Origin of the sequence: Pseudomonas sp. MWU16-30323 (genome assembly GCF_020515595.1) — a bacterium.
GTDB classification, from domain to species: Bacteria; Pseudomonadota; Gammaproteobacteria; order Pseudomonadales; family Pseudomonadaceae; genus Aquipseudomonas; species Aquipseudomonas yamanorum.
Genome location: NZ_JAIWYM010000038.1, coordinates 1 through 18,184 on the forward strand (window position 1 = coordinate 1; position 18,184 = coordinate 18,184).

Consider the following 18,184-nt stretch of genomic DNA (forward strand, 5'->3'; position numbering starts at 1 on the left):
CGTTTCGACTGCGCCGGAAGTGGGGCGAATTATAGACGTCCAGAATCTGCCGTCAACACCTTTTTTCACAATACTGTCATATCGGTCAAAAAAGCCCTGAAAAGCAAAGGCCGGCCCCAAGGGGCCGGCCTTCTACTGACCGAACTTACAAGCTAGGAAAGGCAAACTGCGACGCCTCATGACTGGCCCGTTGCGGCCAGCGCTGGGTAATCGCCTTGCGACGGGTGTAGAAACGCACCCCATCCGGCCCATAGGCATGCAAGTCGCCAAACAGCGAACGCTTCCAGCCACCAAAGCTGTGATACGCCACCGGCACCGGCAACGGCACGTTGACGCCAACCATGCCCACTTCAATCTCGTCACAGAACAACCGCGCCGCTTCACCGTCACGGGTGAAGATGCAGGTACCGTTGCCATATTCGTGATCGTTGATCAGTTGCATAGCCGCTTCCAGGCTGCTCACCCGAACCACGCACAGCACCGGCCCAAAGATCTCTTCTTTATAGATACGCATCTCAGGGGTCACGCGATCGAACAAGCTACCGCCCAGGAAGAAACCTTCTTCATGGCCCGCAACACTCAACCCACGACCGTCGACCACCAACTCAGCGCCCGAAGAAACGCCGTCTTCTATATAGCCACTGACTTTATCCCGCGCCTGGCCAGTCACCAGCGGCCCCATGTCCAACCCGCAGGAAGTGCCCGCACCAATCTTCAGCGCCTTGACCTGCGGTACCAACTTGGCAATCAACGCATCCGCCACCTGGTCGCCGACACACACGGCAACAGAGATCGCCATGCAACGCTCACCGCACGAACCATAGGCCGCGCCCATCAAGGCGCTGACCGCGTTATCCAGGTCCGCATCCGGCATCAGCACCGCATGGTTCTTCGCCCCGCCCAGCGCCTGCACACGCTTGCCGCGCTTGGTAGCTTCCGAATAGATGTACTCGGCGATCGGCGTCGAACCCACAAAGCTCAACGCTTTGACTTCCGGCGCTTCGATCAGCGCATCCACCGCGCCCTTGTCGCCGTGCACCACGCTCAACACACCTTTAGGCAAACCGGCTTCCTGCAACAGTTGTGCAATCAGCAGCGTCGAGCTTGGATCACGTTCCGACGGCTTGAGGATGAAGCAGTTACCGCAGACGATCGCCAGTGGATACATCCACAGCGGCACCATTGCAGGGAAGTTGAACGGCGTAATACCCGCCACCACACCCAACGGCTGAAAGTCAGACCATGCGTCAATGTTCGGGCCAACGTTACGGCTGTACTCACCCTTGAGGATTTCCGGCGCCGAGCACGCGTACTCCACGTTCTCGATCCCGCGCTTCAGTTCGCCCGCCGCATCTTCCAGGGTCTTGCCGTGCTCTTCGCTGATCAGCTGGGAGATACGCGCTTCGTTCTGCTCCAGCAATTGCTTGAAACGGAACATCACCTGGGCACGCTTGGCCGGTGGCGTGTTGCGCCAAGCCGGGAAGGCCGCCTTGGCCGAGTCGATGGCGCTTTGAATGGTTTCGCGGCTGGCCAACGGCACTTGGTGAATCACCTGGCCAGTCGACGGGTTATACACGTCAGCCGTGCGACCGTTCTCGGTCACCAGTTGGCCGTTGATCAAATGCTGGATGAGGCTCATGCAGGGCTCCTGAAAAGTTGTTCTATATAGAAGGAGAAATCAGTCGATCTTGTTCAGCACTTCACCGACCGCATCGAACAAGCGATCCAGGTCCTGCGGCTTGCTGTTGAAGGTTGGCCCGAACTGCAAGGTATCGCCGCCAAAGCGCACGTAGAAGCCGGCTTTCCACAAAGCCATGCCTGCTTCGAATGGACGCACAATCGCATCACCATCACGCGGGGCAATCTGGATCGCACCGGCCAGGCCATAGTTACGGATGTCGATCACGTTTTTGCTGCCCTTCAGGCCGTGCAGCGCATTCTCGAAATGCGGTGCGACTTCGGCCACGCTCTGCACCAGGTTTTCCTTCTGCAGCAGGTCGAGTGCTGCCAGGCCGGCCGCGCACGCCACCGGGTGAGCCGAGTAGGTGTAGCCGTGTGGGAATTCCACCGCGTACTCAGGCGTCGCCTGGTTCATGAACGTCTGATAAATCTCAGTGCTGGCAATCACCGCGCCCATCGGAATCGCGCCGTTGGTGACTTGCTTGGCAATGCACATCAGGTCCGGGGTCACACCGAAGCTGTCCGCACCAAACATCGAACCGGTACGACCGAAGCCGGTGATCACTTCGTCGAAGACCAACAGGATGTTGTGTTGATCGCAGATCTCACGCAGACGCTTCAGGTAACCCTGTGGCGGAACCAGCACGCCAGCAGAGCCTGCCATCGGTTCAACAAACACTGCGGCGATGTTCGACGCATCGTGCAACTCGATCAGCTTGAGCAACTCATCCGCCAAGGCAATACCGCCCAGCTCCGGCATGCCACGGGAGAACGCATTGCTCGCCAACAGGGTGTGAGGCAGATGGTCAACATCCATCAGGCCCTGACCAAAAATCTTACGGTTGCCGTTCACGCCGCCCAGGCTGGTACCGGCGATGTTCACACCGTGGTAACCACGGGCACGGCCGATCATCTTGGTCTTGGTCGCCTGGCCTTTCAGGCGCCAGTACGCACGCACCATCTTCACGGCGGTATCGGCACACTCGGAGCCGGAGTCGGTGAAGAACACGTGGTTCAGGTTACCCGGGGTCAGGTCGGTAATCTTTTCCGCCAGTTGGAACGACAATGGATGACCGTATTGGAAGCCCGGCGAGTAGTCCAACGTACCCAGTTGCTTGGAGACCGCTTCCTGGATTTCCTTGCGGGTGTGCCCGGCGCCGCAGGTCCACAGACCCGACAACGAGTCATACACCTTGCGCCCCTTGTCATCGGTCAACCAGCTGCCTTCGGCCGCCACGATCAAGCGCGGGTCACGATGGAAGTTACGGTTGGCGGTGTACGGCATCCAGTGCGCGTCCAGCTTCAGTTGGCTGGCCAGGGTGGACGGAGCGTTTTCGGGCATGTTCATGAGCAAAACCTCGCAAGGCGAAAGGCAGCGTAGGGATTTGAAAAGCGTTGTTGCAGCTAAATTGCCACGGGGATAAAGTCGGTGAAATCCAACTCTTCTAACCTTCAGTCAGACCTTCACTAAACTATGAGCAGCCGTCGACCCGACCCACTGGCCCAAGTCAGCGACTTCGATATCCGTCTGTTGCGCATCTTTCGCAGCGTGGTGGAATGCGGCGGCTTCTCGGCAGCGGAAACCGTCCTGGGGATTGGTCGCTCAGCCATCAGCCAGCAAATGAGTGATCTTGAGCAACGCCTCGGCCTACGCCTGTGCCAGCGCGGGCGTGCAGGTTTTTCCCTGACCGAGGAAGGACGCGAGGTGTACCAGTCGGCGTTGCAGCTGCTCAGCGCCCTGGAAAGTTTCCGCACCGAGGTCAACGGCCTGCACCAGCACTTGCGCGGCGAGCTGATCATCGGCCTGACCGACAATCTGGTCACGCTGCCCCACATGCGCATCACCCACGCCTTGGCGCAATTGAAGGAGCGCGGCCCGGACGTACAGATCCAGATCCGCATGATCGCCCCCAATGAGGTCGAACAAGGCGTACTCGATGGCCGCCTGCACGTCGGCGTAGTCCCCCAGGCCAGCGCCCTTTCCGGCCTTGAATACCAGCCGCTGTACAGCGAGCGCTCGCTGCTGTACTGCGCAGTCGGCCACCCGCTGTTTTATGCCGACGACAAGCAACTGGACGACGAACGCATCAACAGCCAGGACGCCATCGCCCCGACCTTCCGCCTGCCCGCGGATATCCAGGCGCACTACCAGGCACTCAACTGCACCGCCAGCGCCTCGGACCGCGAAGGCATGGCCTTCCTGATCCTGACCGGCCGCTACATCGGCTACCTGCCCGACCACTACGCCAGTCTGTGGGTACAACAAGGCCGACTGCGCGCGCTGAAACCCGCTACACGCTTTTACGATTTGAGCCTCGCTTCGGTCACGCGCAAGGGCCGTCGCCCTCATTTGGTGCTGGAAAGCTTCCTCGAAAGTCTGGCCGCAACGCGCTAACACGGGCCTTACAGAAAAACCTGAGCACCTGGACAGCTTTTTGCAAGACAAGGGGATCTCGAACCATCAGCCATGAGCTCCCCACCATGTCGCCAGAATCCGAAAACCCAAGTGACCTGATCTACGGCCTCAACGATCGGCCCAAACCTTTGCCCGCCTTGCTTGCTGCGTTGCAGCATGTACTGGCCGCGTTTGTCGGCATCATCACTCCCCCACTGATCATCGGCTCCACCCTCGGCCTGACCGCTCACCTGCCCTACCTGATCAGCATGGCATTGATGGTTTCCGGTGTAGGTACCTTCATTCAGGCGCGTAGGCCGTTTGGCATTGGCGCCGGGATGATCTGCCTGCAAGGCACCAGCTTCGCGTTTCTCGGTGCGGTCTTGTCGGCAGGTTTTCTGGTCAAGCAACGCGGCGGCAGCCCGGAAGACATCCTGGCGATGATCTTTGGCGTGTGCTTCTTCGGTGCAGCCGTGCAGGTGGTGTTGAGCCGGTTTATCGGCCAACTGAGAAGAGTGATCACGCCCCTGGTCACCGGCATCGTCATCACCCTGATTGGCATCAGCCTGATCAAGGTCGGTATCACCGACTTGGGCGGCGGCTTCAACGCCCCGGACTTCGGCGCCCCGACCAACCTGGCACTCGGTGTGTTCGTGGTAATGACCATCATCCTGCTCAACCGCTCGAACACCCCATGGGTACGCCTCAGCGCCATTATCATCGGCCTGGCATTGGGCAGCCTCGCCGCCTGGTTCAGCGGAAAACTGGTGCCCCAAGCGCTGCCTGACTTGCCATTGATCAGCCTGCCCACACCGTTCCACTTCGGTTTCAACTTCGACTGGAGCGCTTTCCTGCCGGTGGCGCTGATTTATCTGATCAGCACCATCGAAACCGTCGGCGACCTCACCGCCAATTGCATGATCGCCCGCCAACCCATCAGCGGCCCTTCCTATATAAGCCGGCTCAAGGGCGGCGTGCTGGGGGACGGCATCAGTTGCATGATCGCCGCCACCTTCAGCGCCTTCCCCAACACCACCTTCGCCCAGAACAACGGCGTGATCCAACTGACCGGCGTCGCCAGCCGTTACGTCGGCCTGTACATCGGCGTGGTGCTGTTTTGCCTTGGGCTGTTTCCGCTGATTGGCGCGGTGCTGCAACAAATCCCCAAGTCGGTACTCGGTGGGGCAACCCTGGTGATGTTCGGCAGCGTCGCCGCCGCCGGCGTGCGCATCCTCGCCCAGGCCCCGCTGGACCGGCGCAGCATGCTGATCATCGCCACCTCGTTTGGCGTCGGCCTGGGGATCGCGGCCCAACCGAACCTGCTGCACCTGATGCCAACGCTGGTGCAGAACCTGTTCGACTCCGCCATCACCAGCGGCGGCCTGACTGCCATTGTGTTGTGCTTGTTACTGCCTGAACCCAAGGCCACCGCAGATGCCGCAAACCGGGCCCTGGAAAGCGACACTCTGGAGCCGCTTTGACGGTTTTATCGTATCGGGACTTGTCTGGGGCTTGAGGGTGGGTTATCTGTGCACACGTCGTATTCATCGATCTGCACGGAAACCTCCATGAGCCTCGAAGTTCCTGCCCACAGCAACCACGCCGGAAAACCTGCAAGCCGCATTCGGCAAAAGAACGAACAAGCGATTTTGCAGGCTGCCGAAGACGAGTTCGCCCGTCATGGCTACAAAGGCACCAGCATGAACACCATCGCGGCGAGTGCCGGGTTGCCGAAAGCCAACTTGCACTACTACTTCACCAACAAGCTGGGCCTGTACATTGCCGTGCTCAGTAACATCCTCGAACTCTGGGACAGCACCTTCAACACCCTGACCGCCGAGGATGACCCGGCTGCAGCACTGACCCGCTACATCCGCACCAAGATGGAATTCTCCCGCCGCCAGCCACAAGCCTCGCGGATCTTTGCGATGGAGATCATCAGTGGCGGCGAATGCCTGACCGAATATTTCAGCCAGGACTACCGCGCCTGGTTCAGCGGCCGTGCGGCGGTGTTCCAGGCCTGGATCGACGCCGGCAAGATGGACCCCATCGACCCCGTGCACCTGATCTTCCTGCTGTGGGGCAGCACCCAGCATTACGCCGACTTTGCCACGCAAATCTGCCGCGTGACCGGGCGCACCAAGCTGACCAAGCAGGACATGGAAGACGCTGGCACCAACCTTATCCACATCATTCTCAAAGGCTGTGGCATCAAGCCGGCCCTCTAAACGAAGTTACCCATGCCTTTCACGCTTATCGGCTTTTGCGAGTTTCGCGAAGAAATTCGCAAAAGCCGCTTCATTACCCTCGCCGCCCCCATCAGCAGCCCCCAGGACGCCCAGGCCTTCATCGACCAGCACAGCGACCTGAATGCCACGCACAACTGCTGGGCCTGGAAACTGGGGGATCAATACCGCAGTAACGATGACGGCGAGCCCGGCGGCACGGCCGGGCGCCCGATCCTGGCCGCGATCGAAGCGCAGGACTGCGACCAGGTCGTAGTGCTGGTGATCCGCTGGTACGGCGGCATCCAGCTGGGCACCGGCGGCCTGGCCCGGGCCTATGGCGGCGGCGCCAACAAATGCCTGCAAGCTGCCGAACGCGTGGAGCTGATCAAACGTGTGCCACTGAGTTGCTCCTGTGGTTTTGCCGAGCTGCAGTTGGTGAAGCTACGGGTGGCCGAACTGGGCGGGCTGGTGATGGAAGAAACCTTCACCGCCAATGGCGTCGACCTGCAACTGGCCCTCGGCGAAGCGCATATCGACACCTTGCAAACTCAGCTCGCCGACCTGAGCCGCGGGCGCATTCTGCTAGAGCGCTGAAACTGCCCACATCTGCTGTGCACCTGCCTGTGGATAACCTGAGCACACTCGCCTGTAACCCTTCTGTCACAAGGCTTTCAGGCGGTTGTTCAGTTTTTGCTCAGCCCGCCACACTAAAGTATTAATCCGGCTCAAAAACAGTCAGTTAGGCGGGTTATGTCCTTTAGAACAAAGGGCCGCAGCGCTTATATCCACCGAACACGCTTGCGCACAATTACTGTGGAGCAACCTGTGGATAACCCGTGCAAGAGTGAGCCGGCGGCAGAGCCCGCAACGCCCCGGCGTAACTGAGCATTTTTTGATCAATTTGCCGCCCGGCGCACCGGCATCAACTGCGCTACCGCCCACAGCACTTCAAACACCACGACAATCACCAGCACTAAACTTGCGCCGTGGGCCAGCGCGTAAATCTGCCAAGTGGCAAATAACACCCGGCCGGCCGCGTCATAGCGGCCAAATATCGCTTGGGGATCGCGGATTCGCAGCACTGACCACACGCACACAATCGAGCCCATCAGGTTGGCCATCAACATATGCACAGGCGCGAACGGTGGCAGTTCGCCGGGCAGATTCAACGCCACCAAGGCGTTGTGCAGCAGAACAAAGGTCCAGGGGGTGACCAGCGCCGCGGTGACGATCAAGTCGTACCAGCCGCTGGCCCGAACCAGTTGACGGTATTGGTGTGCAGTCCACATAGCAGCAAGCTCCTTCAATTCAAGAAGCCAGCACGCTAAAGCCTGGAGTATGCTCCAGGGTCAAGCCCCTTCGAGCCCTCTGCATGCGTATCGGCGAATTAGCCCAGGCCAGCCAGGTCAGCCGCGACACCCTGCGCTTCTACGAACAACGCGGGTTGATTGCCGCGCAACGCAGTGCCAACGGTTACCGTGACTATCCCGCCGACATGGTGCAGTTGGTGCTGTACATCAAGACCGCCCAGCGCCTGGGCTTCAGCCTGGGTGAAATCGGCAACAGCGTCGGCGCACTATGGCAAGCTCCAGACCCCGACAGCGCCGTAACCCAACTGCTGCAAGACAAGCTTAACCTGATCGAAACCCGCATCGCCGAACTCGACCAACTGCGCCAGGAGTTGCAGCAAAGGCTCGGCCAGCGTTGTCCACTGAACCCGTGAACCTCCACCGTCAAAGGAAGCCATTCATGTCCACTTCAAAAACCGCACTGATTATCGGCGCCTCCCGGGGCCTGGGCCTTGGCCTGGCCAAGCAACTGCTGGCGGACGGCTGGGACGTAATCGCCACCGTGCGCGATCCGCAAAAGGCCGATGCGTTGAAGGCCCTGGGCCCGGTGCAGATCGAAAAGCTCGACATGGATGACCAACAGGCCGTGATCGCCCTGAGCCAGCGCCTCAAGGAAAAAACCTTCGACCTGCTGTTCGTCAACGCCGGCGTCAAAGGCCCGGCCAATCAGGAACCGGGCCACGCCACCCTGGCTGAAGTCGGCCAACTGTTCTTCACCAACGCCGTGGCGCCAATCAACCTGGCCCAGCGTTTTGTCGGGCAGATCCGCCCCGATACTGGCGTGTTGGCCTTCATGAGTTCGATCCTCGGCAGCGTGACCATCCCCGACGGCTCCGACCTGGCGCTCTACAAAGCCAGCAAGGCCGCCCTCAACTCCATGACCAACAGTTTTGTCACCCAGTTGGGCGACCAGAAACTGACCGTGCTGTCGTTGCACCCGGGCTGGGTGAAAACCGACATGGGCGGCGAAAACGCACACATCGATGTGCCCACCAGCGTGCGCGGCCTGATCGATCAGGTGAATGCCTACAGCGGCAAGGGCGGCCATCACTTTGTGGACTACAAAGGCGACACCATCGCCTGGTAAAAACCCCGGGATCGTTATCGGCCGATTGCCGTCGATAACGATCCACACGTAAACTGCGCACCTCGCCCTTCCCGGCGACCCTGGATCAGCAGACAGGGCAACACTGAGCTGGCAAACCTGAACCCATCATTCAGAGGAGCCGGCCAATGCCTGCGACCCGTATCTGGTTAAAAAACCCTCTCGCGATATTCACTGCCAATGGCCTCGACGCCCGGGGCGGCCTGGTGCTGCAAGACGGTGTGATCGTCGAAGTCCTTGGCCTCGGCCAAGAGCCTGCCACGCCCTGCGGACAAGTCTTCGATGCCCGCAAGCATGTCGTCCTTCCAGGGCTGATCAACACCCACCATCACTTCTATCAAACCCTGACCCGCGCCTGGGCGCCGGTGGTCAACCAGCCGCTCTTTCCCTGGTTGAAAACCCTGTACCCGGTCTGGGCCCGACTCACCCCGGAAAAACTCGCCCTGGCGAGCAAGGTGGCCTTGGCTGAATTGCTGCTCTCGGGCTGCACCACCGCGGCAGACCACCACTACCTGTTCCCGGACGGCCTCGAACAGGCGATCGACGTGCAAGTCGACAGCGTGCGCGAACTGGGTATGCGCGCCATGCTGACTCGCGGCTCCATGAGCCTGGGCGAGGCCGACGGCGGGCTGCCACCGCAACAAACCGTGCAGCAGGGCGAGGTGATCCTTGAAGACAGCCGCCGCCTGATCCGGCAGTACCACGAGCGCGGTGACGGCGCACAAATCCAGATCGCCCTGGCGCCCTGCTCGCCGTTTTCCGTCACCCCGGAAATCATGGAAGCCAGCGCCGAACTGGCCAACAACCTCGACGTGCGCCTGCACACCCACCTGGCAGAAACCCTCGACGAAGAAGACTTCTGCCTGCAGCGTTTCGGCCTACGCACGGTGGACTACCTCGACAGCGTCGGCTGGCTCGGCCCACGCACGTGGCTGGCCCATGGGATTCACTTCAACCCGGAAGAAATCGCGCGCCTCGGTGCTGCCGGTACCGGAGTCTGCCATTGCCCGAGTTCGAACATGCGGCTGGCTTCCGGAATATGCCCGACCCTCGACCTGCTCGCCGCCGGCGCACCGATTGGCCTGGGCGTGGACGGTTCGGCGTCCAATGATGCGTCGAACATGATCCTGGAAACACGCCAGGCTTTGTACATCCAGCGGCTGCGTTACGGCGCAGAGAAGATCACCCCGGAACGGGTGCTGGGTTGGGCGACAAAAGGCTCGGCACAGTTACTGGGCCGCAGCGATATCGGCGAACTGGCCGTAGGCAAACAGGCCGATCTGGCGTTGTTTAAACTGGATGAGCTGCGCTTTTCCGGCAGCCACGACCCGATCTCAGCCCTGCTGCTGTGCGGCGCCGACCGGGCGGACCGGGTAATGGTCGGTGGCAAATGGCGGGTGATCGACGGGCAGGTTGAAGGCCTGGACCTGAAAGGCTTGATTGCCGATCACAGCCAGGCGGCGCGTGCGCTGATCAGCGGGATCTAAGCCAGGCACAGATCAAATGTGGGAGCCGGGCTTGCCCGAGATGCAGGCGCCTCGGTCTTTCAGTTGCACCGAGGTGATGCTATCGCAGGCAAGCCAGCTCCCACATTTGATCAGCGGTGTACCCAGGATTGGTTACAGCCCAAGCAGCGACAGCATGATAAACGTCGCAAACAACACAAAATGGGTCATCCCTTCGATGGCATTGGTTTCGCCATCGTTGAGGTTGATCGCGCTGACGATCAGCGTAATCAAGACCATCACCGTCTGCACCGGCGTCATTGCCATCTGAAACGGCTGGCCGGTGTACAAGGCCATGGCTTCCATCACCGGCACGGTCAAAATCACCGTCGACAGTGAAGCCCCCAGCGCGATGTTCACCACCGACTGCATGCGGTTGGCCAGCGCTGCGCGCAACGCGGTCAAAATCTCCGGGGCGGCGGAAATCGCGGCCACGATGATCGCCGTGATCACCGGCGGGGCACCCGTTCCTTCCAGGCCCAGGTCGAGGGTCTTGGACATCACCTCGGCCAACGCGCCAATCACGATCACGCCAAACACCAAAGTCCCGATGGAGAACGCCAGGTTGATCGGTGGCGACTCTTCTTCCGGCTGTTTCTTACGACGTTTTTCCGGATAGCTGTAGCTGAAGAAATAACTGTGGGGCCCCACCTGCATCCGCAGGAACAGGGTGTAGAGCACCACCATCGCGCCGATGGTGAAGGCCGAGTAGATTTTCCAGTCGGCCTCGGGAATAAATTCCGGCACCACCATCGACACGCCCATGGCGGTAAGGATCATCACGCTGTAAGTGCGTGCCGAATCGTCGTTGTAGGACTGTTCGCCATGCTTGATCCCACCCATCAGTGCCGCCAGGCCAAGGATGCCGTTGATATCGAGCATCACCGCCGAATAAATGGTGTCGCGCACCAGGGTCGGCGACGGCTCGTTGCTCATCATGATCGCCAAAATCACCACTTCCACCAGCACCGCGGCGAGGGTCAGGATCATGGTGCCGTAGGGGTCGCCGACCTTTTCCGCCAGTTGCTCGGCGTGATGGGCCACGCGCATCGAGGCCACGACGATAAAGCCGATCAGCGCGATGCCGCTGAGCAGCGCCACCATCTGCCCGCTGCCGAGCATCCAGTGCTCCAGCGGGTAAGCGGCGACGGCGGCAATCAGCGCCAGCAGCATGAATTTTTCTTGCTTGATAGATGTGAGCATTGCAGGCCTTTTAAACGCGGTGAATCCGTCATTGATGGGGTACAGACTGCACCGCGCCGCTAACGTTTCGTTACACCTTAGTTCATGCATCGCTTGCACGACGATCGCGGATGCTCACCGCTTGGTCAGGTTTTGCCGATTATTTCGGCGTGCGCCTGTAGAATGCCGCCATTGCACCTGATGAGAATTTATAAATGTACGATTGGCTCAACGCCCTGCCCAAGGCTGAATTGCACCTGCACCTGGAAGGCTCGCTGGAGCCTGAGCTGCTGTTCGCCCTGGCCGAACGCAACAAGATCGCGCTGCCGTGGAACGACGTCGAAACCCTGCGCAAGGCCTACGCCTTCAACAACCTGCAAGAGTTTCTCGACCTGTACTACAAGGGCGCCGATGTACTGCGCACCTCCCAGGACTTCTACGACCTGACCTGGGCCTACCTGCTGCGCTGCAAGGCGCAGAACGTGATCCACACCGAACCGTTCTTCGACCCGCAGACCCACACCGACCGTGGCGTGCCCTTCGAAGTGGTGCTCAATGGCATCGCTGCCGCGTTGAAAGACGGCGAGCAACAACTGGGCATCACCAGTGGTTTGATCTTGAGCTTCCTGCGCCACTTGAGCGAAGAAGAGGCCGAGAAAACCCTCGACCAGGCGCTGCCGTTCCGTGATGCGTTTGTTGCCGTGGGCCTGGACAGTTCGGAAATGGGTCACCCGCCGAGCAAGTTCCAGCGCGTGTTCGATCGTGCCCGTCACGAAGGTTTCCTGACCGTCGCCCACGCCGGTGAAGAAGGCCCGCCGGAGTACATCTGGGAAGCCATCGACCTGCTGAAAATCCAGCGTATCGACCATGGTGTACGCGCCATTGAAGACGAACGCCTGATGCAGCGGATCATCGATGAGCAGATCCCGCTGACGGTGTGCCCGTTGTCCAACACCAAGCTGTGCGTGTTCGACGACATGTCGCAACACAACATCCTCGACATGCTGGAGCGTGGCGTGAAGGTCACGGTGAACTCGGATGACCCGGCGTACTTCGGCGGTTATGTCACCGAGAACTTCCATGCGCTGTACACCTCCCTGGGCATGACCCAGGACCAGGCCAAACGCCTGGCGCAAAACAGCCTGGATGCGCGGTTGGTGAAGCCTTAATCACCGACCGGTGTGGCGAGCCGGGCAATTTCCGATTGCCCGGTTTCGCTGACTTGCAACGCCTGGGACTCATTGATCATGCTGACCCAGTTCGACTGCAAACACAGCTGCAACAGCGCAGCCCCCAACGCACCGCCCAGGTGTGGCTGCTGTTCGCTCCAATCAAAACAATCGCACACGATCGGCTGGGCCAGTGCCTGGGTATAAATCCCCAGCGCTGCGAGTTTGCGCGCACCTGAAGGCGTCACATCCGTACGCTGTTCCGCGCGCTCGATCCACCCGGCCGCCATCATCCGTTGATACAAACCCGCAGCCAGTTCGCCCCCCAGGTGACCATGGCACAGCCGCGCTCGCCGTAACGCCGCAGGCGCAGTCAATGACCGCGAACGAATGGGCGTGCTGCGGGCGACGCTGGCCATCGTGGTGCAGGCCAAGGCATCCACGGCGGCCCCCACATCGGCAGCGGCCACACGGAAAAAGCGTTTACCGCTACGGGCTTCGACACGCAGCAGGCCGCCGGCCGTCAATCGCGTCAGGTGAGCATTGGCCGAGGCCGGCGACAGCCCGGCAAGTGCCGCCAATTCATCGGAGGGTTTGGCCGAGCCGTCCATCAATGCCCAGACCATCGCGGTACGTTTCGGGTCGGCCAGCAAGGTGGCGATCTGACTGATGCAAGGTGCCTGTTCCATGTGCTCATTCACTCCCTGTTGAATCATTTGTCTGCTGCGTCTGGCGGAAAAGTATAAGCGTGAAAACGCCGGGTTCCGTGCCGTCTTACAGCGCAACCAAGGACAGAAGCTGAAGGAAATTTCCCGATATTCCCGGGGTTATGGTGTAGAGGCTGATCGCTCCGGCAATTGCGCAGTCAATGTCGCACATCGGGCAACGAGCATTTCCCGCAGAAGATTGATCGGCTTGCTCAGTTGCGCGCGATGGGCGCACAACAGGTTGAGCGGCGTACGCTCGCCGCGCAGCTCCGGCAGGATCAGGCGCAGGCGCCCCGCCAGCACATCTGAGCTGACATCCAGCCAGGACTTGTAGGCGATACCCACCCCAGCCACCGCCCAGCGTCGCACCACATCCGCATCATCACTGAAGCGGTCGCCGGTCACCGTCAGGCTGACGTCGCGCTTGCCATCGTTGAACCCCCAATGGTCATGCACCCGGCTGCCGAGCATGTACAGCAGGCAATTGTGCTGGGTGAGCTGCTCCAGATGGCGCGGCTCGCCATGCCGCGCCAGGTAGCTGGGGGCGGCGCAGAGTACGCGGTAGTTGTCCGGGGCGATGGGCAGCGCGATCAGGCTGGAATCTTCGGGTTCACCGTAGCGCAGGGCGATATCCACCGGCTGGCGGAACAGGTCGGCAATCCGGTCGCCCAACAGCAAGCGTACGCTCAGGCCGGGGTATTCACGCTGGAACTCATCCAGCCAGGGCAGCAGCTGGTTACGCCCAAAGTCCGACGGTGCCGACAGTTGCAGCACCCCGCTGACCTGGTCCTGGCCACTGGCCAATAAGCGCCGGCCTTCATCGAGGCTGCTCAAGGCGGCCCGGGCGTATTCCAGAAAGCCTTCACCCTCGGCCGTCAGGCGCAGGCTGCGGGTGGAGCGCGCCAGCAACCGCACACCCAGTTGCTGCTCGATACGCTTCAACGCCGCGCTGGCCACCGCCGCCGACATGTCCATGACCCGCGCCGCCGCCGAAAGGCTGCCCAGATCTGCCGCACGCACAAACAACTGCAAGTCATCAAAACGCAGCACGTTGACCGCCAATTATCAAAAAAACATTGAAAGAGACTGCTCTTTTAGCGGGTTTTATCTTCGAGAGAAATAGCCAATCATCTGTTCATCCCGTTCATCACGTGTCTGGAGTCGAATATGTCCGCTGCCTTTAACGTCATCGCCACGCTGATCGCCAAACCCGGCCAACAGGCCACCCTGGAAACCCTGCTGCGCGAGCTGCTGGAACCCACCCGCGTCGAAGCCGGCTGCCAGCAATACGACCTGCACCAGGACCTGCAACACCCCGAGACGTTCTACATGCTCGAGCGCTGGAGCGACGACGCCGCGCTGGCCGACCACGACCAGAGCGCCCATATCCAGAATTTCCGCGCCAAGGCTGCCGACGTACTCGAGCATTTCGAACTCAAGCGCCTGAAATTTCTTGCCTGATCAACCGACCCCTTTTTTGGAAACCATCATGAAAGCCATCGCCTACTACGCCGCACTGCCCATCAACGATCCAAAATCCCTGCAAGACATCGAACTGCCAGAACCCATCGCCGGCCCTCGCGACCTGCTGGTGGAAGTCAAAGCCATCTCGGTGAACCCGGTGGACACCAAGGTGCGCCAGAACGTCGCCCCGGAAAACGGTGCCGCCAAAGTGCTGGGCTGGGACGTGGCCGGTGTGGTCAAGGCCGTGGGCAGTGAAGTCAGCCTGTTCAAGGTCGGTGACAAGGTGTTCTACGCCGGCTCCCTGGTACGTCCCGGCGGCAACAGCGAACTGCACACCGTGGATGAGCGCATCGTCGGCCACATGCCGAAAACCCTGGGTTTCGCCGACGCGGCCGCCCTGCCGCTGACCGCCATCACCGCTTGGGAATTGCTGTTCGAACGCCTGCAAGTGCGTGAAGGCAAGACCGATGAAGGCCAAAGCCTGCTGATCGTCGGTGCGTCCGGTGGCGTGGGATCGATCCTGACCCAACTGGCGAAACAGCTCACCGGCCTGACAGTCATCGGCACCGCTTCCCGCCCTGAAACCCAAGCGTGGGCCAAGGACCTGGGCGCCGACCTGGTGATCGACCACAGCAAACCGTTGAGCGAAGAGCTGAAAAACGCCGGCCATCCGCAGGTGAACTATGTCGCCAGCCTGACCCAGACCGATCAGCACCTGGACCAACTGGTGGAAGCGCTGATTCCCCAGGGCAAACTGGCGCTGATCGATGATCCCAAGGTGCTGGACGTCAGCAAGCTCAAGCGCAAGAGCCTGTCGCTGCATTGGGAGTTCATGTACACCCGCTCGATGTTCGAGACCAGTGACATGATCGAGCAGCACAACCTGCTCAATCGCGTCGCCGAACTGATCGACGCCGGTACCCTGAAAACCACAGTGGGCGAGCACTTTGGCGTGATCAACGCGACCAACCTGCGCCGCGCCCACGAGCTGCTGGAAAGCGGCAAGGCCAAGGGCAAGATCGTGCTGGAAGGGTTCTAACGAAAGGTTCTGTCAGTGTCGTCTGTTATTCATGTGAGTAATGGACGACACCGCTAGTCAGAGACTTGATCCTTGTCATATTTGTGAGCGTATTCGGGTTTATATTGGCCGCCTTTGCCACGCAATTTACGTGAGGAAGTCAGCAATGAAGATCCTGATAAAAGCGCTAGCAAGATCCGAAGGCAACAAATGGCAGGTCCGTCTCGACCACAACGCCTTTACCTTCCGCACTGAGGCTGAAGCCCGCGCGTTTGCCGACACCCTGCAAACCCGTATCCAGGCCCCTCACCGATTCCCCGAAAGCCAGCAGCGTTCTGCTGGCTGACCTGCTCAGTCCGCCGCTTGCAGTGCCCGTTGGCGCTGCAGGCGCCGGGTCAGCATCGCGAACGTTACGGCCAATACGCCACACAAGCTGATGACCATTGCCATCGGCATCGCCGTGCCGTCGTGCAACACGCCGACCAACGATGCAGCGCCTGCTGCCACACCAAACTGAATGCAACCGAGCAACGCCGACGCGCTGCCCGCCCGTGCGCCCTGCCCGCTCATGGCGCAGGCCGAGGTATTGGGCAAAATGCAGCCCAGGCTGGCGATGCAGATAAACAGCGGTACCAGCAGCGGCCACAAAGCGTCCGTGCGCAGCGCAGTAATGGCCAGCAACGACAGACCCGCCGCCAGGTAAACCCACACCGTGCGCGACAGCAAGAATGCCGGGCCACGAGAAGCGAGCAACCGCGCGTTGACCTGTGCCACCAGGATAAAGCCGGCGGCATTGGAGCCGAATACCCAGCCATAGTGTTCGGCGGGCACGCCATAGAGCTTGATAAAGACGAAGGGCGAGCCCGCGATGTAGGCAAACATACCGGCAATCGAGATACCGCCGGTCAAGGCATAGCCCAGGTACACCCGGTCCGACAGCAACCGGCCGTACTGGCGCAGCGCACCCGACAGCGGCTGGCGCGGCTGATGGGCGGGGAAACTTTCCGGCAGCCCGACCGCCACCGCGATGGCCGCCATCACACTGAATGCCGTCAACGCCAGGAAGATCGACTGCCAGCCCCACACACCGACCATCACCCCGCCCGCCAGCGGTGCGAGGATCGGCGCCAGCCCGGTGACCAGCATCAATTGGGAAAACACCTTGGCCGAGCCCACCGCGTCGCATTTATCGCTGACCACCGCCCGGGAGATCACCATACCCGCGCAACCACCCAAGGCCTGGACGAAACGCGCACCGATCAGCCATTCCAGGGAAGGCGCGTACGCACACGCAAAGGACGCCAGGGTAAACAGGGTGACACCGCTCAGCAGCGGCCCGCGTCGGCCAAAACGGTCCGCCAGCGGCCCATAGATCAACTGGCCGATTGCCAGGCCCGTGAAGTACACGGCCAAGGTCAGCTGAATATGTTTTTCGTCGGTGCCGAATGCCACGGCCATGGCCGGGAAACCCGGCAGGTAGAAGTCGATGGCCAACGGCGCGAACGCGCTCAAGGCCCCCAAGATCAGAATTATACGAAGGTTCATCAGGCACCCAGGTGAGTCGGCAGCCCGACAGTCTAGCCGGGCATGGGTGCCTTGAACATTAAGTTAGCTCGCTAACTATCAGAAAATCAGGCGAGCTTGACGCTGTAGCCTTCTTCGCTGATCAGGTTGATCACCTCCGCCGGCGACAGCAGGCTGCTTTCTACGCACACTTGCTTTGCCGCGAGGTCGACGCGCACGCTGGCCGCCGGGTCCTTATCCTGCACCGCCTGGGTGACTGAGCGAACGCAGTGGCCGCAGGTCATTCCTTCAACGCTGAATACTTGCATGACATGACTCCTTTGATGAGGTTGCCCACAGTTTTGACCTTGCCACGATGGCAAGGTCAAGTTCTGAAAAAATCGGCCGGGCTGGCATTCATTCGCGCCCTCGGCCAAGCTGCACCTATCCACGATGTGAACTTCGGAGAATTCGCCATGCGCTGGTCATTTTTTGGCCTTGTCAGCCTGTTGGGCTTGTTTGCTGCTGTGCCACCGGCCAGCGCAGATCAAGATTATGCGGTGCTGATCATTTCCCGGGAGCGCCTGGAAGTGCCCACCAACTGCGAGATTGGCTTGTACATCCAGGACCAGTTGGCCGGGCGGCTGTTCCAGGAGCAGGCCACCTCATTCAACTTGCCGGCCGGGAATGTGTCGTTGCGCCTGAAGTTATTGCCGGGGCAATCCCAAGGCTGCTTGCCGGGCATGCTCGCGCCACCGGCGCAAAACATTACGTTGAAGGCGGGTGACGTGCGCAAGCTGCGTATTGCGCAAGGGCCGGACGGCATGTATCTGAAGCCGGCGGCATTGGAATATTGAAACATTGATCTGAAGCCTTGAC

The 18,184-nt window shown here is 60.5% G+C and carries 20 protein-coding genes; 12 read left to right on the forward strand and 8 right to left on the reverse strand.

Going from position 1 to position 18,184, the window contains the following annotated elements; genetic code table 11:
- Window positions 1-145: 145 nt before the first annotated feature.
- Window positions 146-1,639, reverse strand: coding sequence for a CoA-acylating methylmalonate-semialdehyde dehydrogenase (locus LIY45_RS27185; RefSeq protein WP_017478478.1), 1,494 nt, complete (start codon window positions 1,637-1,639; stop codon window positions 146-148).
- 39 nt (window positions 1,640-1,678) lie between these two features.
- Window positions 1,679-3,028, reverse strand: coding sequence for an aspartate aminotransferase family protein (locus tag LIY45_RS27190; RefSeq protein ID WP_008430786.1), 1,350 nt, complete (start codon window positions 3,026-3,028; stop codon window positions 1,679-1,681).
- A gap of 126 nt (window positions 3,029-3,154) precedes the next feature.
- On the opposite strand from LIY45_RS27190, the gene LIY45_RS27195 reads away from it, so the two are divergent.
- The 4 genes from LIY45_RS27195 (at window position 3,155) to LIY45_RS27210 (ending at window position 6,897) form a co-directional block, all read left to right on the forward strand.
- Window positions 3,155-4,075, forward strand: a complete 921-nt coding sequence (locus LIY45_RS27195; protein ID WP_010174131.1) for a LysR family transcriptional regulator — start codon at window positions 3,155-3,157, stop codon at window positions 4,073-4,075.
- A gap of 86 nt (window positions 4,076-4,161) precedes the next feature.
- Window positions 4,162-5,556 (forward strand): nucleobase:cation symporter-2 family protein, encoded by a 1,395-nt coding sequence (locus LIY45_RS27200; protein ID WP_226478204.1) that lies wholly within the window; start codon window positions 4,162-4,164, stop codon window positions 5,554-5,556.
- Between the two features lie 87 nt (window positions 5,557-5,643).
- The gene (locus LIY45_RS27205) at window positions 5,644-6,303 is read left to right on the forward strand and encodes a TetR/AcrR family transcriptional regulator (RefSeq protein WP_003211175.1); all 660 of its coding nucleotides are present in this window, start codon (window positions 5,644-5,646) and stop codon (window positions 6,301-6,303) included.
- A gap of 12 nt (window positions 6,304-6,315) precedes the next feature.
- A complete protein-coding gene (locus LIY45_RS27210) occupies window positions 6,316-6,897 on the forward strand; it encodes a YigZ family protein (RefSeq protein WP_226478205.1) in 582 nt (193 codons plus the stop codon).
- 302 nt (window positions 6,898-7,199) lie between these two features.
- On the opposite strand, the gene LIY45_RS27215 is transcribed toward LIY45_RS27210, so the two are convergent.
- Window positions 7,200-7,592, reverse strand: a complete 393-nt coding sequence (locus LIY45_RS27215) for a hypothetical protein (protein ID WP_226478206.1) — start codon at window positions 7,590-7,592, stop codon at window positions 7,200-7,202.
- A gap of 83 nt (window positions 7,593-7,675) precedes the next feature.
- On the opposite strand from LIY45_RS27215, the gene LIY45_RS27220 reads away from it, so the two are divergent.
- The 3 genes from LIY45_RS27220 (at window position 7,676) to LIY45_RS27230 (ending at window position 10,244) form a co-directional block, all read left to right on the forward strand.
- Window positions 7,676-8,026: a MerR family transcriptional regulator gene (locus tag LIY45_RS27220; RefSeq protein WP_003211171.1), complete on the forward strand. Its 351-nt coding sequence runs from the start codon at window positions 7,676-7,678 to the stop codon at window positions 8,024-8,026.
- Between the two features lie 26 nt (window positions 8,027-8,052).
- Complete coding sequence (locus LIY45_RS27225; protein WP_017478472.1) at window positions 8,053-8,739, forward strand: SDR family oxidoreductase; 687 nt, start codon at window positions 8,053-8,055, stop codon at window positions 8,737-8,739.
- 146 nt (window positions 8,740-8,885) lie between these two features.
- Entirely contained in the window at window positions 8,886-10,244 is a 1,359-nt protein-coding gene (locus LIY45_RS27230) for an 8-oxoguanine deaminase (RefSeq protein ID WP_226478207.1), read from the forward strand.
- A 132-nt stretch (window positions 10,245-10,376) separates the two neighbouring features.
- On the opposite strand, the gene LIY45_RS27235 is transcribed toward LIY45_RS27230, so the two are convergent.
- A complete protein-coding gene (locus LIY45_RS27235) occupies window positions 10,377-11,465 on the reverse strand; it encodes a calcium:proton antiporter (protein ID WP_226478208.1) in 1,089 nt (362 codons plus the stop codon).
- A gap of 194 nt (window positions 11,466-11,659) precedes the next feature.
- Between LIY45_RS27235 and LIY45_RS27240 the strand changes: the two genes are divergently transcribed.
- Complete coding sequence (locus LIY45_RS27240) at window positions 11,660-12,613, forward strand: adenosine deaminase (RefSeq protein ID WP_008430770.1); 954 nt, start codon at window positions 11,660-11,662, stop codon at window positions 12,611-12,613.
- On the opposite strand, the gene LIY45_RS27245 is transcribed toward LIY45_RS27240, so the two are convergent.
- Both LIY45_RS27245 and LIY45_RS27250 read right to left on the reverse strand, forming a co-directional pair.
- Complete coding sequence (locus tag LIY45_RS27245) at window positions 12,610-13,302, reverse strand: helix-turn-helix transcriptional regulator (RefSeq protein WP_226478209.1); 693 nt, start codon at window positions 13,300-13,302, stop codon at window positions 12,610-12,612. The two genes, LIY45_RS27240 and LIY45_RS27245, sit on opposite strands and share 4 nt — an antisense overlap.
- A 138-nt stretch (window positions 13,303-13,440) precedes the next feature.
- On the reverse strand, window positions 13,441-14,370 hold the full coding sequence (locus LIY45_RS27250) for a LysR family transcriptional regulator (protein WP_226478210.1): 930 nt from the start codon (window positions 14,368-14,370) through the stop codon (window positions 13,441-13,443).
- 117 nt (window positions 14,371-14,487) lie between these two features.
- Here LIY45_RS27250 and LIY45_RS27255 point away from each other — a divergent pair, with 117 nt between their 5' ends.
- The 3 genes from LIY45_RS27255 to LIY45_RS27265 all read left to right on the forward strand — a co-directional run bounded on the left by LIY45_RS27255 (window position 14,488) and on the right by LIY45_RS27265 (window position 16,148).
- Window positions 14,488-14,781, forward strand: coding sequence for a putative quinol monooxygenase (locus LIY45_RS27255; protein ID WP_010174107.1), 294 nt, complete (start codon window positions 14,488-14,490; stop codon window positions 14,779-14,781).
- A gap of 28 nt (window positions 14,782-14,809) precedes the next feature.
- On the forward strand, window positions 14,810-15,823 hold the full coding sequence (locus LIY45_RS27260; RefSeq protein ID WP_226478211.1) for a zinc-binding alcohol dehydrogenase family protein: 1,014 nt from the start codon (window positions 14,810-14,812) through the stop codon (window positions 15,821-15,823).
- 145 nt (window positions 15,824-15,968) lie between these two features.
- Window positions 15,969-16,148 carry a hypothetical protein gene (locus LIY45_RS27265; RefSeq protein WP_017478465.1) on the forward strand — a complete coding sequence of 60 codons (180 nt, stop codon included), beginning with the start codon at window positions 15,969-15,971 and terminating at the stop codon, window positions 16,146-16,148.
- Between the two features lie 5 nt (window positions 16,149-16,153).
- On the opposite strand, the gene LIY45_RS27270 is transcribed toward LIY45_RS27265, so the two are convergent.
- On the reverse strand, window positions 16,154-17,347 hold the full coding sequence (locus LIY45_RS27270) for a multidrug effflux MFS transporter (RefSeq protein ID WP_003211152.1): 1,194 nt from the start codon (window positions 17,345-17,347) through the stop codon (window positions 16,154-16,156).
- Between the two features lie 86 nt (window positions 17,348-17,433).
- Window positions 17,434-17,634: a cation transporter gene (locus LIY45_RS27275; protein ID WP_017478464.1), complete on the reverse strand. Its 201-nt coding sequence runs from the start codon at window positions 17,632-17,634 to the stop codon at window positions 17,434-17,436.
- 147 nt (window positions 17,635-17,781) lie between these two features.
- Between LIY45_RS27275 and LIY45_RS27280 the strand changes: the two genes are divergently transcribed.
- Complete coding sequence (locus tag LIY45_RS27280) at window positions 17,782-18,162, forward strand: hypothetical protein (protein ID WP_226478212.1); 381 nt, start codon at window positions 17,782-17,784, stop codon at window positions 18,160-18,162.
- Window positions 18,163-18,184: the final 22 nt, after the last annotated feature.

Excerpts from the sequence above, each read along its gene's own strand:
- LIY45_RS27185 (WP_017478478.1), bottom strand. The coding sequence starts at position 1,639 with ATGAGCCTCATCCAGCATTTGATCAACGGCCAACTGGTGACCGAGAAC.
- LIY45_RS27190 (WP_008430786.1), bottom strand. The coding sequence starts at position 3,028 with ATGAACATGCCCGAAAACGCTCCGTCCACCCTGGCCAGCCAACTGAAG.
- LIY45_RS27195 (WP_010174131.1), top strand. The coding sequence starts at position 3,155 with ATGAGCAGCCGTCGACCCGACCCACTGGCCCAAGTCAGCGACTTCGAT.
- LIY45_RS27200 (WP_226478204.1), top strand. The coding sequence starts at position 4,162 with ATGTCGCCAGAATCCGAAAACCCAAGTGACCTGATCTACGGCCTCAAC.
- LIY45_RS27205 (WP_003211175.1), top strand. The coding sequence starts at position 5,644 with ATGAGCCTCGAAGTTCCTGCCCACAGCAACCACGCCGGAAAACCTGCA.
- LIY45_RS27210 (WP_226478205.1), top strand. The coding sequence starts at position 6,316 with ATGCCTTTCACGCTTATCGGCTTTTGCGAGTTTCGCGAAGAAATTCGC.
- LIY45_RS27215 (WP_226478206.1), bottom strand. The coding sequence starts at position 7,592 with ATGTGGACTGCACACCAATACCGTCAACTGGTTCGGGCCAGCGGCTGG.
- LIY45_RS27220 (WP_003211171.1), top strand. The coding sequence starts at position 7,676 with ATGCGTATCGGCGAATTAGCCCAGGCCAGCCAGGTCAGCCGCGACACC.
- LIY45_RS27225 (WP_017478472.1), top strand. The coding sequence starts at position 8,053 with ATGTCCACTTCAAAAACCGCACTGATTATCGGCGCCTCCCGGGGCCTG.
- LIY45_RS27230 (WP_226478207.1), top strand. The coding sequence starts at position 8,886 with ATGCCTGCGACCCGTATCTGGTTAAAAAACCCTCTCGCGATATTCACT.
- LIY45_RS27235 (WP_226478208.1), bottom strand. The coding sequence starts at position 11,465 with ATGCTCACATCTATCAAGCAAGAAAAATTCATGCTGCTGGCGCTGATT.
- LIY45_RS27240 (WP_008430770.1), top strand. The coding sequence starts at position 11,660 with ATGTACGATTGGCTCAACGCCCTGCCCAAGGCTGAATTGCACCTGCAC.
- LIY45_RS27245 (WP_226478209.1), bottom strand. The coding sequence starts at position 13,302 with ATGGAACAGGCACCTTGCATCAGTCAGATCGCCACCTTGCTGGCCGAC.
- LIY45_RS27255 (WP_010174107.1), top strand. The coding sequence starts at position 14,488 with ATGTCCGCTGCCTTTAACGTCATCGCCACGCTGATCGCCAAACCCGGC.
- LIY45_RS27260 (WP_226478211.1), top strand. The coding sequence starts at position 14,810 with ATGAAAGCCATCGCCTACTACGCCGCACTGCCCATCAACGATCCAAAA.
- LIY45_RS27265 (WP_017478465.1), top strand. The coding sequence starts at position 15,969 with ATGAAGATCCTGATAAAAGCGCTAGCAAGATCCGAAGGCAACAAATGG.
- LIY45_RS27270 (WP_003211152.1), bottom strand. The coding sequence starts at position 17,347 with ATGAACCTTCGTATAATTCTGATCTTGGGGGCCTTGAGCGCGTTCGCG.
- LIY45_RS27275 (WP_017478464.1), bottom strand. The coding sequence starts at position 17,634 with ATGCAAGTATTCAGCGTTGAAGGAATGACCTGCGGCCACTGCGTTCGC.
- LIY45_RS27280 (WP_226478212.1), top strand. The coding sequence starts at position 17,782 with ATGCGCTGGTCATTTTTTGGCCTTGTCAGCCTGTTGGGCTTGTTTGCT.